This is a genomic window from Acetobacterium tundrae, assembly GCF_008086615.1.
Lineage (GTDB): Bacteria > Bacillota > Clostridia > Eubacteriales > Eubacteriaceae > Acetobacterium > Acetobacterium tundrae.
Window position 1 is genome coordinate 1 of the sequence record NZ_RXYB01000008.1, and the last position, 17,259, is coordinate 17,259.

At 37.8% G+C, this 17,259-nt stretch carries 13 protein-coding genes, 1 rRNA gene, 2 riboswitches and 1 other annotated feature; of the genes, 2 read left to right on the plus strand and 12 right to left on the minus strand.

Annotated features, from left to right (window positions below):
* The 3 genes from FZC40_RS07935 to FZC40_RS07945 form a co-directional block, all read right to left on the minus strand.
* A 16S ribosomal RNA gene (locus FZC40_RS07935) occupies positions 1-325 on the minus strand; the annotation flags it as partial.
* A 463-nt stretch (positions 326-788) separates the two neighbouring features.
* Positions 789-1,355, minus strand: a complete 567-nt coding sequence (locus tag FZC40_RS07940) for an ECF transporter S component (protein WP_148603375.1) — start codon at positions 1,353-1,355, stop codon at positions 789-791.
* A gap of 78 nt (positions 1,356-1,433) precedes the next feature.
* Positions 1,434-1,562, minus strand: a riboswitch (FMN riboswitch).
* Positions 1,563-1,627: 65 nt separating this feature from the next.
* The gene (locus FZC40_RS07945; RefSeq protein ID WP_148603376.1) at positions 1,628-2,557 is read right to left on the minus strand and encodes a magnesium transporter CorA family protein; all 930 of its coding nucleotides are present in this window, start codon (positions 2,555-2,557) and stop codon (positions 1,628-1,630) included.
* A gap of 251 nt (positions 2,558-2,808) precedes the next feature.
* Positions 2,809-2,972: riboswitch (M-box (ykoK) riboswitch) on the minus strand.
* 238 nt (positions 2,973-3,210) lie between these two features.
* Here FZC40_RS07945 and gad point away from each other — a divergent pair.
* On the plus strand, positions 3,211-4,620 hold the full coding sequence (gene gad / locus FZC40_RS07950; protein ID WP_148603377.1) for a glutamate decarboxylase: 1,410 nt from the start codon (positions 3,211-3,213) through the stop codon (positions 4,618-4,620).
* 60 nt (positions 4,621-4,680) lie between these two features.
* Here gad and FZC40_RS07955 read toward each other — a convergent pair whose 3' ends face one another.
* The 8 genes from FZC40_RS07955 to cobT all read right to left on the minus strand — a co-directional run bounded on the left by FZC40_RS07955 (position 4,681) and on the right by cobT (position 14,471).
* Entirely contained in the window at positions 4,681-6,219 is a 1,539-nt protein-coding gene (locus tag FZC40_RS07955; RefSeq protein WP_148603378.1) for an MBG domain-containing protein, read from the minus strand.
* Positions 6,220-6,527: 308 nt separating this feature from the next.
* Positions 6,528-8,438 carry a PTS fructose transporter subunit IIABC gene (locus tag FZC40_RS07960; protein WP_148603379.1) on the minus strand — a complete coding sequence of 637 codons (1,911 nt, stop codon included), beginning with the start codon at positions 8,436-8,438 and terminating at the stop codon, positions 6,528-6,530.
* 12 nt (positions 8,439-8,450) lie between these two features.
* Positions 8,451-9,368, minus strand: coding sequence for a 1-phosphofructokinase (gene pfkB / locus FZC40_RS07965; protein ID WP_148603380.1), 918 nt, complete (start codon positions 9,366-9,368; stop codon positions 8,451-8,453).
* The gene (locus FZC40_RS07970) at positions 9,365-10,117 is read right to left on the minus strand and encodes a DeoR/GlpR family DNA-binding transcription regulator (protein WP_148603381.1); all 753 of its coding nucleotides are present in this window, start codon (positions 10,115-10,117) and stop codon (positions 9,365-9,367) included. The genes pfkB and FZC40_RS07970 overlap by 4 nt, the downstream gene beginning before the upstream one ends.
* Before the next feature lie 290 nt (positions 10,118-10,407).
* Positions 10,408-11,055 carry a TetR/AcrR family transcriptional regulator gene (locus tag FZC40_RS07975; RefSeq protein ID WP_148603382.1) on the minus strand — a complete coding sequence of 216 codons (648 nt, stop codon included), beginning with the start codon at positions 11,053-11,055 and terminating at the stop codon, positions 10,408-10,410.
* A gap of 138 nt (positions 11,056-11,193) precedes the next feature.
* Positions 11,194-11,631 carry an ACT domain-containing protein gene (locus FZC40_RS07980; protein ID WP_148603383.1) on the minus strand — a complete coding sequence of 146 codons (438 nt, stop codon included), beginning with the start codon at positions 11,629-11,631 and terminating at the stop codon, positions 11,194-11,196.
* 11 nt (positions 11,632-11,642) lie between these two features.
* A complete protein-coding gene (locus FZC40_RS07985; RefSeq protein ID WP_148603384.1) occupies positions 11,643-12,944 on the minus strand; it encodes a phenylacetate--CoA ligase family protein in 1,302 nt (433 codons plus the stop codon).
* Positions 12,945-13,094: 150 nt separating this feature from the next.
* Positions 13,095-13,363 (minus strand) — a binding site (T-box leader).
* 55 nt (positions 13,364-13,418) lie between these two features.
* The gene (cobT, locus tag FZC40_RS07990; RefSeq protein ID WP_148603385.1) at positions 13,419-14,471 is read right to left on the minus strand and encodes a nicotinate-nucleotide--dimethylbenzimidazole phosphoribosyltransferase; all 1,053 of its coding nucleotides are present in this window, start codon (positions 14,469-14,471) and stop codon (positions 13,419-13,421) included.
* A gap of 398 nt (positions 14,472-14,869) precedes the next feature.
* Between cobT and FZC40_RS07995 the strand changes: the two genes are divergently transcribed.
* Positions 14,870-16,189 carry an amidase domain-containing protein gene (locus FZC40_RS07995; protein ID WP_148603386.1) on the plus strand — a complete coding sequence of 440 codons (1,320 nt, stop codon included), beginning with the start codon at positions 14,870-14,872 and terminating at the stop codon, positions 16,187-16,189.
* Positions 16,190-16,346: 157 nt separating this feature from the next.
* Here FZC40_RS07995 and FZC40_RS08000 read toward each other — a convergent pair whose 3' ends face one another.
* A complete protein-coding gene (locus FZC40_RS08000; protein ID WP_148603387.1) occupies positions 16,347-17,165 on the minus strand; it encodes a MetQ/NlpA family ABC transporter substrate-binding protein in 819 nt (272 codons plus the stop codon).
* Positions 17,166-17,259: the final 94 nt, after the last annotated feature.

Below are 17,259 nucleotides of genomic sequence, written 5' to 3' on the forward strand. Positions count from 1 at the left end.
TCTCAGTTCCAGTGTGGCCGTTCGCCCTCTCAGACCGGCTACCCATCGTCGCCTTGGTGGGCTGTTATCTCACCAACTAGCTAATGGGACGCGGGTCCATCCTATGGCGCCGGAGCGTTTAATACAAAAGCCATGCGGCTCTCGCATCTTATAAGGCATTACTCCCAGTTTCCCGAGGCTATTCCTTTCCAAAGGGTAGGTTACCCACGCGTTACTCACCCGTTCGCCACTTTCTAAAGGTGCAAGCACCTTCGTCGCGTTCGACTTGCATGTGTTAAGCATACCGCCAGCGTTCGTCCTGAGCCAGGATCAAACTCTCAATAAAAGTTTGTATTCGAGCCTTTCGGCTTTCATATCTGTCTCATGAATAACTCAATTTTATCCTCTTGCGAGTTGATGTTTTATAGAGTGCATCTCTCTGTTTCTATTTTAGCCGCTTGCATTCTTGCGAATGTTTTGGCTGTTTTACAGGTTTTATGGTACTATTCTCTTTTCTATGACCGCCGCTCCGTTCTTACGAAGCTTGTACATTATATCGTCGCTGCCTTAAGTTGTCAAGCTTTTTTTTAAGTTGTTTTTAAATCGCTTTTTTTGCTGCGCTGCCCCTGTTCGGGACAACTTCATTAGTATACTCCGATTATTACACTCTGTCAATCCTTTTTCGAATTTAATTTTTTTCTTTTGTTTCACTGTTGCTTGAACTCCGTTTCAAGCGTTTTATTCCAATATAGAAGGACCCTGAATCAAGCTGATTCAGGGTCCTTCTATATTAATTCATGCTTTAAGCCTTACTTATCTGCTAGTTTCACTTCTTTTATTTCCATTCCCAATACTTTGCCAACAGATTTATACACCATAAAAGTAACAACCGAATTCACACCGGTTTTAATGAGATTAAACGGAACAATCATCGGAAGAATCATCGGTATTACTGCATCAATGGGTATACCCATAAATATTGGTGTAAAAACAAGATTCCAGATGACCATCGTGATCGTCATTGTCCCCGCCCCAAGAGCCAAACCAATGACAGCTCCTTTTCGAGTGCGGTTTTTTTTGTATATCATGCCTGCTACCAGAACAAAGGAACCAGTGGCAAAGAAATGCATTAAGACACCTATAATACCACTTGCTGAACTGACCGTTATTCCCTGTAAGGCACAAACAACACCAGTTAGGATCAAACCGCCTAAAGGTCCAAACATAAATGTCCCAATCAAAATTGGTATATCTGCCGGATCATATTCCAGGAATGGTGCTGCCGGAATAATCGGAAGATGAATCAGATAAACCAATAGAATTGACATTGCTGCCAATACCGCCATTTGTGTCAGTTGTTTTGTCTTGATTTTCATAAAACCCTCCTTGTTGTCTGTTCAGAAAATAAATAAGCCCCTGGATTTTATTCCAGGGGCTCTGCGTGCAAAATTTGTACGTCATTTCTTTCATCCGGACTATACCGTCGGTTCTGGATTCTAACCAGATCGGCCTTTCGGCTCGTGGACTTATTGCCGAAGCAAAATACCACCGGTGAGGACTTACACCTCGCCCTGAAACAGACTGTTTATTTATTTAATTCATTATACATCCATATGAATTTCTTTGTCAATAATATTTTTAGACAACTCTAACTAAACATCTTCTTCTTAAATAAAATAAATGCAGCCACACCCGTAAAAGCGAAAGCAATTAAAACGACTCCCCAAAAACTTGATATCGGAATTCCGATAACGTTCATTCCGAAAAAGCTTGAAAGCATTGTTGGAATTGCCATAAGAATGGTAATAGATGTCAAAACTTTCATAACAATATTAAGATTGTTAGAAATAATTGATGCGAAAGCATCCATCATACCGCTTAAAATATTACTGTATATGTTGGACATTTCAATCGCTTGCTGAACCTCGATCAAGACATCTTCTAAAAGCTCTTTGTCTTCCTCATAAAGTTTGATAACACGGCCGCGTTGAAGTTTTTCCAAAACCGCTTGATTGGCCTTCAGCGATGTTGAAAAAAAGACTAAACTCTTTTCCAAATCAAGCAACTGAAAGAGTTCTTTGTTTTTCATGGAAATATGCAGTTCTTTCTCAACATCATTGCTCATTCGATTGATATGTCTCAGATAAATAAGGAAACGACTGGCAACACGGTAGAGTATCTGAAAGATGAATCTTGCTTTTAAATTCGTGAATACATTTTTAACCCTTCCCTTGGCAAAATCGTCAATAAGAGTATTTTCACGAAGACAGACTGTAATAATATTATCTTCCAATTGGACAATGCCGACCGGGATTGTCGTATAAAGCACCATTTTTGCATCTTTTTCAACAATCGGTACATCAATGGTAATAAGTGCCTGGTTGTTATCTTCAAGTTCCACTCGGGAAATTTCTTCTTCATCCAATGCCGCTCTAAGGAAATCTGGTTCGACCTCTAATTTTTCAGTGATAAAACGGAGTTCTTCTTCCGTTGGGTTAACCATATTAATCCAACTATTTTTTTCGATGGATTCAATTTCTTCCATTTTTCCATCAATGGTTTTGTAGATTTTAATCATTATTTTCCTCCTTAATTAAGAGCAACCAATGATCATTAAGATATTCTGGCCGCTCTTGCTATTCAATTGTTCAATGCGCTTATCTCCAGGATCTGCGTCCATCCTATCTCATCTCCTTTTTTTATTATTCAAACTAGAAGAAGTGCTCTTTATAAGCTACCTCTATATTTTACTAACATTCTTTTGGATCATTACCGACCCGCAAATAAAAAAGCTCCACTGTTTGTGGAGGTTTTTGCGCAGCAAAATAATGATTCCTCCATTCGTTGAGCTTCGGCACTATACAGCATAGGGCAATGCCCAGCTGCATTAAGTAAAACCTTAATTCGATAGTACCTGTTGACCCATTGGCATCTTTCGATGTTTCCGGGCAGCAACCATATCTGTATAGGAGCCTCACCTAACAAAAGAAACACTTTGTTTTCTGATTGTTTTATTCATTAACTATATCTTTTTCTATCATTATTGTCAATCTTTTTAAGTTAAACCCTTGTAACTATTAACCGATTAGTATGGCGTATGTTTTTTTATCCGCTAATTTTTTGAATGCAAAAGTTCTACCAGCAGTGTTTGTGTGTTAAAATAGAATTTAATTACTTGTTATTTCAATTTATCTCTAAACTCAAAAATCAATACTATTACAGGAGGCAAATATGTTACATTCAAGGCCCGAAGAAGATCAATTAAATTACGTTTACACGCTGCCAATTTTTGGCGATGACTCTACCGACTTTTTACCTAAATATCAATTGGGTCAAAAATCAATTAATCCAGAACTTGCATATCAATTAATTAAAGATGATTTGTTAGACGAGGGCAGTGCCAGACTTAACTTAGCCACTTTCTGTCAAACTTACATGGAACCCGCTGCTATTCAGATCATGTCCGAAACGTTAGAAAAAAATGCCATCGACAAATCTGAATATCCTCAAACAACGGATCTTGAAAATCGCTGTGTTAATATCATTGCCGATCTATGGAATGCCCCCCAAGATATGGCTTTTATTGGCACATCTACCGTGGGTTCCTCCGAAGCCTGTATGCTTGGCGGATTAGCAATGAAATTCTCCTGGCGAAAGAACGCTGAGAAATTCGGGTTAAATATTAATCAAAAAAAGCCAAATTTAGTCATTTCCTCTGGCTTTCAAGTTTGCTGGGAAAAGTTCTGTGTTTATTGGGATATTGAAATGCGTCTTGTCCCAATAGACGAAAATCACATGAGTCTTAATATGGATACGGTAATGGGTTATGTTGACGACTATACCATTGGCATCGTTGCAATCATGGGTATTACCTATACCGGAAAATATGATGATGTCAAAAGATTAGACGAACTTGTTGAGACTTATAATCAAACAACGGATTTTAAAATATTCATTCATGTGGATGCCGCTTCCGGTGGACTGTTTGCTCCTTTTATTCACCCTGATCTGGAATGGGATTTTAGATTGAAAAATGTTATTTCCATTAATACTTCCGGTCACAAATATGGTCTTGTTTACCCTGGAGTTGGTTGGATAATCTGGAAAGACAAATGCTTTCTTCCTTCCGAACTTATTTTTAAGGTAAGTTACCTTGGCGGCGATATACCCACTATGGCTATCAATTTTTCACGCTCTTCTAGTCATATAATAGGACAGTACTTTAATTTTTTATCTTATGGTTATGATGGTTATCGAGAAATTCATCAAAGAACACGCAATGTTGCGAAATACATTGCCTACGAGGTAGCTAAAATTGGACTTTTTGAAGTCTACAATGATGGCGATAATATCCCCATTGTATGCTGGAAAATGAAAGAAAACGCAGGTAAAAAATGGACTCTTTATGATTTAGCGGACCGCCTTAGAATCAATGGTTGGCAGGTCCCAGCCTATCCTCTTCCCAATGATATGTCCAACATCGTTATTCAGCGGGTTGTCATTCGGCAGGATTTAAGTCTGCAACTGGCTGGATTGTTTGTTGAGAATCTAAAGGAAAGCATTCACACCTTAGATGATGCTCATATTATTATTTATGGTAATACGGATGAAAAAAAGGGTGCTTTCGGATTCACTCATTAACAGATAAAAAGGATCTATATTAATAAATTAAATAGATCCTTTTTATTTTTTTCTCCAGTTTTACATCTTAGTCAATCGATTCTTTCCGAAAAAGATACCACCAACAATAAGAAGCAACAAGGCTAAAGCAATTCCAAAATACGCAACGGGCGGTTCTTCTTCATTTTCTCCTGTTCCCGTAGATGGGTTGTAATAATCACCAGAATAAACAGCAGCAGCCACTTCATCCTTTTTGAGGATTTCGAACTTATCTTCTCCTTGCACAAAAGAAATGTAATAATTTGAATTGCTTAAACTGCCAAGGTAAACATCATATTTTCCAACCGCTTCTCCTGCTTCGCGTTCCAAAGACCCATAAAGCGTATCTCCTCCAAAGAGTCCCTCTGCCAACCCATCTCCTGAATGATCGCGCCAGACTGTATAGGTCAAAAATGGGTCCTGATCTCCTTCAACTTTTGATCGATAGGAAGGTACCACGGTTATTAGCGCTGGTGTAATGGAATACTTTTCTTTTGATGAGATGGGATCATTTTTTATTGTGTAATTATTTCCGTTTGTACCATTAATTCCATAAAAATAATAACCACCTGATGCCCAGATGTAATACTCTCCAACATCTTTCTGCTGGCTATTTTCTTCTCCATACCAAGGACTGAAATCATCGGTAGTAAATATCTCAATTTCTTCCCCGGCAATGACATCGTCGCTATTAATGTTGAATTCACACTCGTTTAAATTTGCTGTGCCATCATAAACTTTATCTTGTCCTGTTAAAAAAACTTCAACCGGCTTTGGTGTTATGCTGGCAGACAATACTACATCACTGGTATTGAGCTTAGCATCTTTGGCAACTTTTTTCTCCTGATCAGTTTCTTTGTTTTCGTTGATGTTTTCAACAATAATATAGTTTTGTCCCTTACTTCCGGTAATGGTCACGTTTTTCACAGTTATCGTATTGGGCTCAGCAGGCATCACATCTTTTGAAAGAAAACTTGCCGACTTGAAATTAAAAATGACGTTATTCTCATCATCTTTTATCACCTTTCTATTTTTTAGCCCAACAATTGCGTTTTCCGGAACATCAAGCGTTGCGTCATATATCTTGGTGATCGGTTTTTCTGTGAAAAAATCCATCAAATTAAGTTCAATGCATTTTATTTTTATTTCTTTTGTTTCTGAATAGCTTCTATAATTATCATCTCCAGCATATTTTGCTGTCACTGAATAAGTTCCTGCATCGGTAGGCGGAACGATCGACTCTAAATAGTCTTCCCCGTTAACCTTTGTTCCGGTATATGTGATTTCGACAAGCGCCGGGTCCACTTCTGGTCCATCAACAGTTGGTTTAATTGACGCCAAGTTCTGGGGACTTCCATTATAGAACACGTCATCTGAAAAAGTTATCATTGGAGTTAATGTTCCTTGAACAATCATGTTATTTTCTGTGATTTCAACTATAGTGCCTGAATCATTCGAAGTAAACCAGGAATCATTTCCGCTTAGCCCTTCAGCAAAAATCCCCATGGGAAAACATGTTGCAATTAGAATGACCGCTAAAACAAGGCTTAGAAATTGCCAACAAATTTTTGTCTTTTTCATTGCTACATCCTTCCTTTTAGTATTTCACAAGTGCGCACATAGCGTTTATTTAAAGGCAGTTAATCCTCGACTTGTTATTTGATTATCCCGTTTTCTAGTCAGTAATATAAACCTTTATCATTCATTATACTGGTTAAGATCTCACTATTCAATGAAACCCGGCCAATGTTCGTTTATAATTTGCTTTCAACCTATTTTGTATACAATTAATACAAAAAAAAAACAAAAAAATCGTTTTTAAAGATTTTTTTGTTTTTTTTAATCACTGACAAACCGATAAAACATCATTCCGACTATCCGAATTAATTCTAATCTTCAATCGCTTCCATAACTTCTTTATTTTTTGGTTTTTTAAGAATTGCCAACAGTATCATTGCAACAATCGAACCCACAAGGAGTGCAATCACATAACTAATTGGATTTCCAACAACTGGGAATACAAATATACCCCCATGTGGAGCCATTAAGGTACAGCCGAAAAACATCGACAAACCGCCGGCTGTTGCTGATCCGATTATACAAGAGGGAATGACCCGAATAGGATCTTCCGAAGCAAAAGGAATGGCTCCCTCCGTAATGAAAGAAAGTCCCATAATATAGTTTGCTCCTCCAGCTTCTCTTTCTTTTTTAGTAAAACGGTTTTTGAAAAATGTCGTACATAATGCGATACCAAGTGGTGGAACCATCCCCCCAACCATTACTGCCGCCATAATATCAAACTGTCCGGATGCCAGTGATGCGGTTCCAAACACATAAGCCGCTTTATTAACCGGTCCACCCATATCCACAGCCATCATACCTCCAAGTACAATTCCCAAGACAACCTTGCTGGAAGATCCCATACTGTTTAACATAAACGTCATCCAGTTATTTAGTGCCGCCACCGGCGGATTAATCACAAAGATAATTAGTGCTCCAATAAGTAAGATACCAAAGAATGGATATAACAAGACGGGTTTAATCCCTTCCAGACTGCTTGGCAATTTTGAAAATACCTTTTTTAAACCTAAAACCAAATAACCTGCTGCAAAACCAGCTAACAGAGCACCTAAAAATCCTGATCCTCCGCTATTGGCGAGCATTCCACCGACGAATCCAACTGCCAATGCCGGTCGATCGCCAATACTCATTGCAATGTAACCGGCTAATACCGGCAGCATAAATGCAAAAGCCGTGCCGCCTACCGTTTTTAAGAAAGCGGCAAATGGCGTATTCATTCCAAAATTAGCCGGATTGATACTGTAGTCATCAAAAAGAAATGCCAATGCGATTAGAATCCCTCCTCCGATAACAAAGGGAAGCATATGGGAAACGCCATTCATCAGATCCTTATAAATTTTCCGACCGACACCTTCCTTTTCTCCTGACTGTTGTTTTACTTCTCCAGCTACACTTGCACTATGAAAAATCGGAACGTTTCCGGATAACGCTTCCTCAATCAACTCTTTGGGGTTATGAATCCCTTTGGCAACCTTCGTTTGTATAACCGATTTTCCATTGAATCGATTTGTTTCAACATTTGTATCGGCTGCAATGATAATACCATCGGCATTTTTTATTTCTTCTGCCGTCAATTGATTTTTCACGCCTCCTGACCCATTGGTTTCAACTTTTATCGTGATACCCATTTCCTTGGCCTTGTTTTCCAGGCTTTCTGCTGCCATATAGGTATGAGCAATTCCTGTCGGACATGCCGTTACCGCCAATAATTGATATTTTCTCTTTTGGTTATCATCAGCTGCCGCCTGAGCGCTCCCAAATTTTTCTTGTTCTTTTTCATCAATCAGTTTCAAAAATGTTTCAACATCTGACGCTTGAATCAACTTTGCCCGAAACTTCTCATCCATTAAAATCGTTGAAAGTTTACTTAATACTTCTAAATGAAGATCATTGGCAACCTCTGGTACGGCAATGAGAAAAAACAGAAACGCGGGTTCCCCATCTAATGAATCAAAATCTGCACCTTCTCTAACAACCATAGCAGCAAGTCCGGCATTTTTGACTACTTTTGATCTTCCATGCGGGATGGCTACGCCTTCCCCAATGCCTGTTGTTCCTTCGTCCTCACGATTCATAACCGCCAGCCGAAATATCTCTTTGTCGCTGATATTTCCGGTTTCATCCATGAGATTCACCAGATGCTTAATTGTTTCTTCTTTTGATGCCGGCTTCCCGAAAAGGTCAACTCCTTTTTTGCTCAATAACTCACTAATACGCATTTCTCTTCCTCCTTATTTTTCTTTCTTCGGTAATATGCTAAGTAACTCTAACACTTCAGTTTGAGTGGCTAAGTTTTCTGAAAATGCTGAGGCGCTTCCTGTCGCAACTCCCATTCGAAATGCTTCTTCAAAATCGTTGTTTAGTAAATATCCGGCAATAAAACCTGCCACCATTGAATCTCCTGCCCCAACAGAATTTTTAACCAAACCCATTGGTGCCTTCATTTCATGGATATTATCGTTTTCATCGATAAGAATAGCGCCTTCGCCAGCCATTGAAACCAAGACGTTTTTCGCACCTATTTTCTGAAGTCGTTTTGCATATAAAATGACATCTTCACGATTTTTTACCGTCACTCCAAAAATTTCACTCAATTCCTGTTTGTTAGGTTTAATTAAAAATGGTTTGTACTTAACTACCTTTAGCAACAGTTCTCCGGTCGCATCGACCACAATTTTAATTTTTTTGTTTTCCAGATGATTCATAATATTTTCATATGTGTTTTCTGGAAGAGTCCCAGGAATACTGCCTGCCAGCACAAGGATATCCTGACTTTTTATCAAATCTAATTTTTCAAAAAGCTCCTTAATTTCTTTTTTTGTAATACTCGGACCTTGTCCGTTAATTTCGCTTTCTTTATCCGATTTTATTTTTACATTAATTCGAGAAATCCCTGATTTTATTTTCACAAAATCTGTGTAGCATCCAAAATCATTGACCATTCGCTGAATTTCTTTTCCGGTAAACCCACCCAAGAATCCCAATGCAACATTTCTGACCCCCAGGTTTTTTAGTACCATGGAAACATTAATACCTTTTCCTCCCGGAAAAATATGTTCCCACTGACTCCGGTTAACCGCACCCTCTTGAAATGTATCCAACCCAATAATATAATCTAAGGATGGATTGAATGTTACTGTAAAAATCACGTATTATCCACCTCCCATATTTTTGTGTATTTTTTATAGATTGCACTCGTGAGCTTTGTCGTAACGATTTCCCCGTCCTGCAAATTCCCAAAGCTAACCGGTGCAGTAATATTAAACTTTGTCGAATCAGCTAAAACATAGGCTACCTTACATCGGTAAAAAGCTTCACGTTTTACCTGAGCCTCGGTTGGATCCGGCGTACTAAAGCCAGCAACAATATCCACTCCGTTAGTTCCAAAGAAACCTTTTGAAAAGTGATACTTTGTCAGACATTTCAACACTTCACCGCCAACTACAGCTTCTGTAATTGGTTTGATTTCACCACCAAGGATAATTGTTCGGCAACCTTTTTTCACAAGTTTCTTTGCAATGACCATTCCATTAGTGACATAAACAGCCCCTAATTCTTTTATATAATCAACCATCGCCTCAGTTGTGGTGCCCGCATCAATGTATACAAAGTCGTTATTTTCAATGAGACCTGCACTAAACTTCCCAATCTGTTGTTTTTCCTCTTTATAATGATCTCCTCTAAACTGAATGTCAAAATCTATTGATGTAAAGCTCCCATTGATGCGCGTGGCACCCCCATGAACTTTATTTAATTTTTTACTCTTATTTAGCGTTGTTAAATCCCTTCGAATAGTCGACTCGGATATTGCCAGTGTTTTTGATAACTCCGAAACGGTCACGGCTCCTTTTTTTTCAATCAATTCTAATATTTTAGTAAAACGTTCTTCAATAAGCATCTACTCACCTCTTTTAATTGAATGATATCAGCATATTCTTTCATTGTCAATCATTATTGTTCATATTCTTCCATTTGTCGTCACTTTTTTTCTTTGCCTATTTATATTTCAATTATTCTGTTTATTACCCAAATTTTTTTCAGTTAATTAAATATTTTCTCAATTCCCGTACTTCATGTTTAATTCAAGGCCTGGTCTTCTTTAAAAGCATTAACATCAAAATATTTTGCGCAAAATAAAAAAAGATAGCAAACTAATGTTCACTATCTTTCTTCTAAATTTTAATAGTATCAAATCAAAAATTTAATATCTACTGGCTTGTTTTTGTTGGAAAAATCCAAACCCTGTTGGATCGTATTCTCTATCATCTCTCCATCAAGATTCATTAATCTAAATAAATTCCTCACAAAGAAATAGACCATCGCCCTGCTTGTAAACTTAATTTCCTTTTCATAGAAATCAATGAACAGTTCTTTTCTTGCTCCATATTCTGATCGTGCAATGATTTCCAAATCTGCTTCAATGTAGTTTTTGTTTAAAAAATCCAGGCAAGATCGATTCATGGTTTTAGTGATGTTTGTCCTTCCATGGGGATTCACATTTTTAACCAACACTTCATAATAAAGGGTTTTATTATGTTCATCATTTAAAATTGCTTCGTAGTACAATATCAGGGAATAACAATACTTGGTATAAAGATTGAGATTACCGGAAACAGAAGAAACATATTCGTACAATGCCAGAAAGAAAACATTATAGATGTCTGAGATCATTTCATCCTTCTTTTTATAATAGTAAGTGATGGTTCCCAGTTTAACATTGGCACGATCTGCAATATCTTGTATCCCTGTTTTATTATATCCATTCTCGTAAAATAGAATTTTTGCGGTATTGATAATATTTTGTTTAGTTTGTGTTCCTTTTTTTGACTTTGCCATGATTTACCTTTCTTAAAACAATTAATTCTTCATATTATATGCATTTAATTTTAATTCATATCTTTTATCATACGAAAAGTTGCGGCAAATGTCAATATATAGTTTTAGAATGTTCTAGCTTTAAGCTTCCATATTTTTTTATTTCATTAATAATGTTTCGGCGTCTAACAAATTGACAGTTGAAATCTTCTCAATCGTTTCAATAGCTTTTTGCTGAACCTCATCATCAACGCGAATGATAATAATTGCATTTTCTGTTTTTTTTGGCAGAAAAGAATAGGCATACACAATGTTTATTTTTGCTTGAGTTAGGGCATCTACCAGATTACTTAATCCGCCTGGCTGATCAGGAACTTCAGCTGCTAAAACAGAGGTCAATGTACATCGAATGTTATTCTTTTTCAGTACTTCAATTCCTTTTTCTGTCTCCTGCAAAATCAAACGAATGATCCCATAATCCATCGTTTCCGCAATATTCAGGGAACGAATATTAATGTTATTTTCCGCCAGAATTTTAAGCATCTTATTCAAACGGCCTTCGTGATTTTCCATGAAAATTGAAACTTGTCGTATCATTTTTTCTCCTCCTAAATTTTTCTTAAATCCAGAACCCGTTGGCTTTTTCCGCCCTCAGCCCTGGGAAGGCTTCCCGGTTCAACAAGGGCAATTTTTGCATTAATACCAATCGTTGAATGAATCCGCAGGGCAATCCGTTTTTCAAGTTTTTCAAGATTGCTGATTTTATCCGAAAACATTTCTTCACTGAGTTCAACCTTGATTTCGAGCGTATCCAAAGATCCTTCTCTTCTGACGATCAGCTGATAATGGGGTTCGACTTCTCCAAGTTCCAAAAGAACACTTTCAATTTGGGTTGGGAATACATTTACCCCTCGAATGATTAACATATCATCCGTTCTTCCCTGCAATCGATTAATTCTTAAATGAGTTCGTCCACATCCACATGGTTCTGGATTAATCGAAGTAATATCATGGGTTTGGTAACGTAAAAGTGGAATTCCTTCTTTTGTAATGGTTGTGATTACCAACTCTCCCTGCTCACCGTAAGGTAGCACTTTTAAAGTGACCGGATCAATGATTTCTGGAATAAAATGATCTTCCCAAATATGCAGTCCATTCTGGGCTTCACATTCAATGGCAACACTTGGTCCCATAATTTCTGATAATCCATAGATATCGTGAGCTTTAATTTTTAATTTCTTTTCGATCTCTTTTCTCATACTGTCTGACCAGGGCTCTGCACCAAAAACACCAACTTTAAGTTTTAAAGATTCTGGATCGATTCCCTTTTTTTTGAGAGCATCTCCCAAATAGATGGCATAGGATGGTGTACATGTCAATACGGTTGTCCCGAAATCCTTCATAATCATAATTTGTTTGTCCGTATTCCCACCGGAAATCGGAATAATTGAAGCGCCCAACATTTCAGCGCCATAATGAACTCCCAGTCCTCCGGTAAACAATCCGTATCCATAAGCATTTTGCACCACTGAGTGAGAATCTGCTCCGGCTGCCACCAACGAACGTGCCATTATCTCAGCCCAGATGGTAATATCTTTTCTGGTGTAACCAACAACCGTTGGTTTGCCGGTTGTTCCGGAAGATGCATGGATTCTCACAATTTTTTCCAATGGCACGGCAAACAATCCATATGGATAATTATCTCTCAAATCCACCTTAGTTGTAAAGGGGAGCTTTTGCAAATCCGAAAGCTCTTGAACATCTTCTGGAACTAAGCCGGCTTCCTGAAATTTGTTTCGATAAAATGGAACATCATGATAGATTCGATTGACCATTTCTTTTAACCGTTCTAATTGCAGTTCCTGCAATTTTTCTCTTGGCATACATTCACAACTCTTATTCCAATACATTGTTTTCCTCCTGAATTTTCTTAATTATATCATTTACTAATGGTGTCTTCTTTAAAACCACAGATGCTATGCAACCCCTCGTTCATGATAGTCCGGGATTGGCCGCTAGGGAAGTGCTTTCCCATATACTATAAAAGACCCGTCCTTTATATAAAGGACGAGTCTTACTCGCGGTACCACCTAATTTGATTACATAATAATCCACTTACTTAAGAACACTCCCACAACTGCAGTTTATGTTCTTCCTTTTGATAACGATAAGGATCTACCGGCTCTACCTAATAACGATCATCTGTTTCAATCCTATTCAGCAAAACAACTCCTGAGGGAACTTCATCATCCTTATCACCATCGGTTCTCACCATTACCGACTCTCTGCAGATTCTAAGAAGATTACTTTCCTCACTCATAGTTTTTTAATATATGATCCATTATATTCCTAATCTCAAAATATTGTCAAGATATTTTTGATCCTTAAACTACACCTAAACCAACATCGCTATAAGTTGCCATTTCCCGATTCATATATAAAGCCGCTTCAACAATATTAAAAGCGATGGCCGCTCCGCTTCCTTCACCCAAGCGCATACCCATATTCAAGAAAGGTTTTGCTCCAATAAATTCCGAACCGAAAGCTGCTCCTCTTTCTGCTGACGCATGGGAACAAATGAGATAACCTTTTACCTCTGGTTTCAGGGCAATCGCGATGGCCGCAGCAGCTGTTGAAATAAAGCCATCAATAAGAACCGGGACCTGATGTGAAGCACCCGCAAGCATCGCTCCTGCCATGGCGCCAATCTCAAATCCGCCGACTTTTGCCAATACATCAATCGCATCATTTTTATCCGGTTTATTCAGGGCAATTGCATCTCTTATTACCTGGGCTTTGTTAACCATTTTTTCTTCTGATAAGTTTGCGCCAGCTCCAACAAGTTCGCCTGGATCAACACCACTGAAAGCGGAAAAAATTGCTGCACTTGGAGTTGTATTACAAATCCCTACTTCGCCAGTTCCCAGGATATTATATCCATTTTTAATCGCTCTTTCAGCCACATCAATTCCAGCCTCAAGAGATGCTATTGCTTCATCACGAGTCATTGCCGGACCCTTTCGCATATTCGATGTTCCCTTTCTTATTTTTTTATCCAAAATTTTTGATTTTCGATCAATTTCAGACATCATCCCGACATCACAGACAAAAATATCGGCTCCGGCTTGTTTGCAAAGTACTGCAACTCCGCTCTTTCCGGCAACGACCATTTGGGCCATTAAATCAGTAACTTCTTGTGGTGCCGCCGCAACCCCTTCTTCAAAAACACCATGATCGCCGCAGAAAACGAGCATTGCTTTTTTGCTGACATCAGGGAACATTTCTCCTGAAATTCCTGATAATTGTACTGCAATTTCTTCCAGCACACCTAAACTGCCTACTGGTTTTAACAGATCATCAACCCGTACTTTTGATTTTTTCATTATTTCTTCATTTAGTGGCTGAATTTTTTCTAATGTTTCATTTAATAAACTCATTTTTATCTCCTCTGTCAATCTTATTATTTATAAACTATATTATAGCACAATCATTATCTTGTGGAATCGATAATTTTCTGATTATTACAGGGACAATATTGCTTTAAATCATACCTGATTTTCTCGTTTATCCACTGCAACCTTAACCACTATATTCCGCTCAACAAGTATTGGTCTCCGGTCCGTTCCAGTTTTGTCAAAAATATATGTAAAACAGCTTTTTTATATGATAGAATACAAAGTCCGATTGATAACGAACTGGAAAATCAGAAAAATATTTTAATTCTTATCAACTAAATGAATAGTTCCGGAAATTTATACATTTTTGTTTATTTCATTAAGAAAAAGCATATTTAAATGATCTAAACAATTCCAAACCAGTGAAGGGTTGTGAATTGATGAAAAAAAAATTTTTAATAAGCCTTATCTTGATAGTCTTTGTTGCAGTTGGACTTATTTTTGCTAAGGATTTTATAAATTCACCTAATTTCAAAGAAATCTCTGCCAGCATAAATAGTATTACATCAAATGATTACGTTCGTATAGTAAACATCCGTAGCGGGGAAGATATGCTTGAGCCGGAAATGCTTGCTCCGATCTCCAAATATTTTGAAACAACCTGTGCCTCAACCGCAGATTTGAAACTTACTGACATTACCACACTTTTTTTTGATCCATCCAGTGTAAATGCCTGGATTAATCAAAGCGCTCTCGACTATCTTATTAATTTAAGACTTGCTCAAACCAATGATTTGCGCATGACAAATTATGAATGCAATTTAAGGATATCTGAAATAAATGATACCGGAGACCAACTTGAAGTGGTCGTAACAGAAGATCGAACCGTGAATTTTGCTTTTATTCCCAACATCGACTCATCAAGCAGCGGAATAAAACATACCTTTTATTTAAAAAAAGATGACAATGGCTACGTAATTGTTGAACATCATCAGGAAGAAGACTACTTTTCAATGATAGAGAAAACAATTACCGATAATTCCGGTAATACAAAGGAAGCACCTGCGGTTCTTTTAAATCAAGCCTCAGCTGTTGTGAAAGACTTATCCTTAGAAAAAAAAGCAAATAATGCCAGCGAACAGAAAACCCGAGAAGCCAATTCTAAAAATCCCTATGACACCAAATCAGCCGTTAGCTATGCCATGACCTGGATTAATTCCCAAGGGGTTATCCGCAATACTGATGAATATGGTGTATACGACCAGTATGACGGGAATTGCAACAACTATATTTCCCAATGTCTCCACGCGGGAGGAATCCCCATGGATTATTTTGGAGATGCAAACACTCAATGGAAATGGTATGATGATTCCATTAATTTAGAAGAAACGGATTCAGGCAGAAGTCCCGCCTGGGCAGGTGTCGACGAATTTTACACCTATGCCAGCGAAAACACGGGATATGGTCTTGACGCGATTGTTGATGATAATGTTTTTAGTGGATCGATCGGTGATATTTTACAATTTGGTTATAATCAGGAGTGGCATCATTCGGTTATTATTACCGATGTTATTAAAGATGCGAATGGTAATATGTTGGATTATCTTATTAATTCAAATACTACCGACCGAATAAACTATCCCGCCAGTGCCTACGGCTATCCAGAAATGCGATTGATCAAAATCATGGGCTGGAACGATAATCCGGCTGATCCCAACGCTGGCAGCGAAAATGAACCAAATACCCTTCAGAACCCCTAAAGCGAAAACACAAACCTTCAGATTGTTACCTCCATGAGACCGTACCAGTTATAAATCATAATATAAATTTAAAGCCAGCTATTCGTTCTGTCTGTGTTTTTCCAAACACAGCGACAAATAACTGGCCTTAATTATCATGTTGCCTTATTGATTTTTATTAGAAAATAGGTACAACTGCACCTTTATAGGTATCTTCTATGTAAGCTTTAACTTTGTCACTTTTAAGTGCTTTCATCAATGCCACTGTTTTAGCACTATTCTCATCGCCGGCACGAACAGCCACAATGTTTGCATAGGTTTGTGCCGCCAGGGAATCTTTTTCTTCTTTCGCAATCGCATCTGTACTGACATTCAATCCGGCTTCAATCGCGTAATTTCCGTTGATAACAGCTAAATCCACATCCTGTAATGATCGCGCCAATTGTGCCGCTTCCAATTCTGCAAATTGAATATTTTTGGGATTTTCAATGATATCCTTTGGTGTTGCCTCAAGTCCAACACTAGGATTAATTTTAATTAATCCATTTGTTTGAAGCAGTAACAAAGCACGCGCTTCATTGGTCGTATCATTTGGAATCGCGATAGTTGAACCATCCGCAAGTGCATCAAGTGTTTTTGTTTTTCCTGGATACAAACCCAATGGTTCATAATGAATAGCACCTGCACTTACAAGTTTTGTATTGTTTTTGGTATTAAAATCTTCTAAATAGGGAAGATGTTGGAAATAGTTGGCATCCAACTCTCCACTTTGCAGTGTTAAGTTAGGTTGAACATAATCCGTAAATTCTTTAATTTGCAAAGTATATCCTTCATCTGCCAATACCTCTCCGGCAACTTTTAAAATCTCTGCATGCGGTGTAGGACTGGCACCAACAGTAATCGTTTTGTCATCAGCTCCCGTACTTTTTGCTGCGCAACCGGTCAGCAATGCGAGCCCAATAATACTAATCAATAATAACGAACCAAACTTTTTCATTTTTCTCTCCTCTTCTTTCTATATGGGATCTCTCAAATTCCATATAATTCCTACATGTTTAATATGTAATATAACATAGCAAATTTCAGTTGTC

Bases quoted from the DNA above. Each gene is read 5' to 3' on its own strand.
- FZC40_RS07940 (WP_148603375.1), bottom strand. From the start codon at position 1,355: ATGAAAATCAAGACAAAACAACTGACACAAATGGCGGTATTGGCAGCA.
- FZC40_RS07945 (WP_148603376.1), bottom strand. From the start codon at position 2,557: ATGATTAAAATCTACAAAACCATTGATGGAAAAATGGAAGAAATTGAA.
- gad (WP_148603377.1), top strand. From the start codon at position 3,211: ATGTTACATTCAAGGCCCGAAGAAGATCAATTAAATTACGTTTACACG.
- FZC40_RS07955 (WP_148603378.1), bottom strand. From the start codon at position 6,219: ATGAAAAAGACAAAAATTTGTTGGCAATTTCTAAGCCTTGTTTTAGCG.
- FZC40_RS07960 (WP_148603379.1), bottom strand. From the start codon at position 8,438: ATGCGTATTAGTGAGTTATTGAGCAAAAAAGGAGTTGACCTTTTCGGG.
- FZC40_RS07970 (WP_148603381.1), bottom strand. From the start codon at position 10,117: ATGCTTATTGAAGAACGTTTTACTAAAATATTAGAATTGATTGAAAAA.
- FZC40_RS07975 (WP_148603382.1), bottom strand. From the start codon at position 11,055: ATGGCAAAGTCAAAAAAAGGAACACAAACTAAACAAAATATTATCAAT.
- FZC40_RS07980 (WP_148603383.1), bottom strand. From the start codon at position 11,631: ATGATACGACAAGTTTCAATTTTCATGGAAAATCACGAAGGCCGTTTG.
- FZC40_RS07985 (WP_148603384.1), bottom strand. From the start codon at position 12,944: ATGTATTGGAATAAGAGTTGTGAATGTATGCCAAGAGAAAAATTGCAG.
- cobT (WP_148603385.1), bottom strand. From the start codon at position 14,471: ATGAGTTTATTAAATGAAACATTAGAAAAAATTCAGCCACTAAATGAA.
- FZC40_RS07995 (WP_148603386.1), top strand. From the start codon at position 14,870: ATGAAAAAAAAATTTTTAATAAGCCTTATCTTGATAGTCTTTGTTGCA.
- FZC40_RS08000 (WP_148603387.1), bottom strand. From the start codon at position 17,165: ATGAAAAAGTTTGGTTCGTTATTATTGATTAGTATTATTGGGCTCGCA.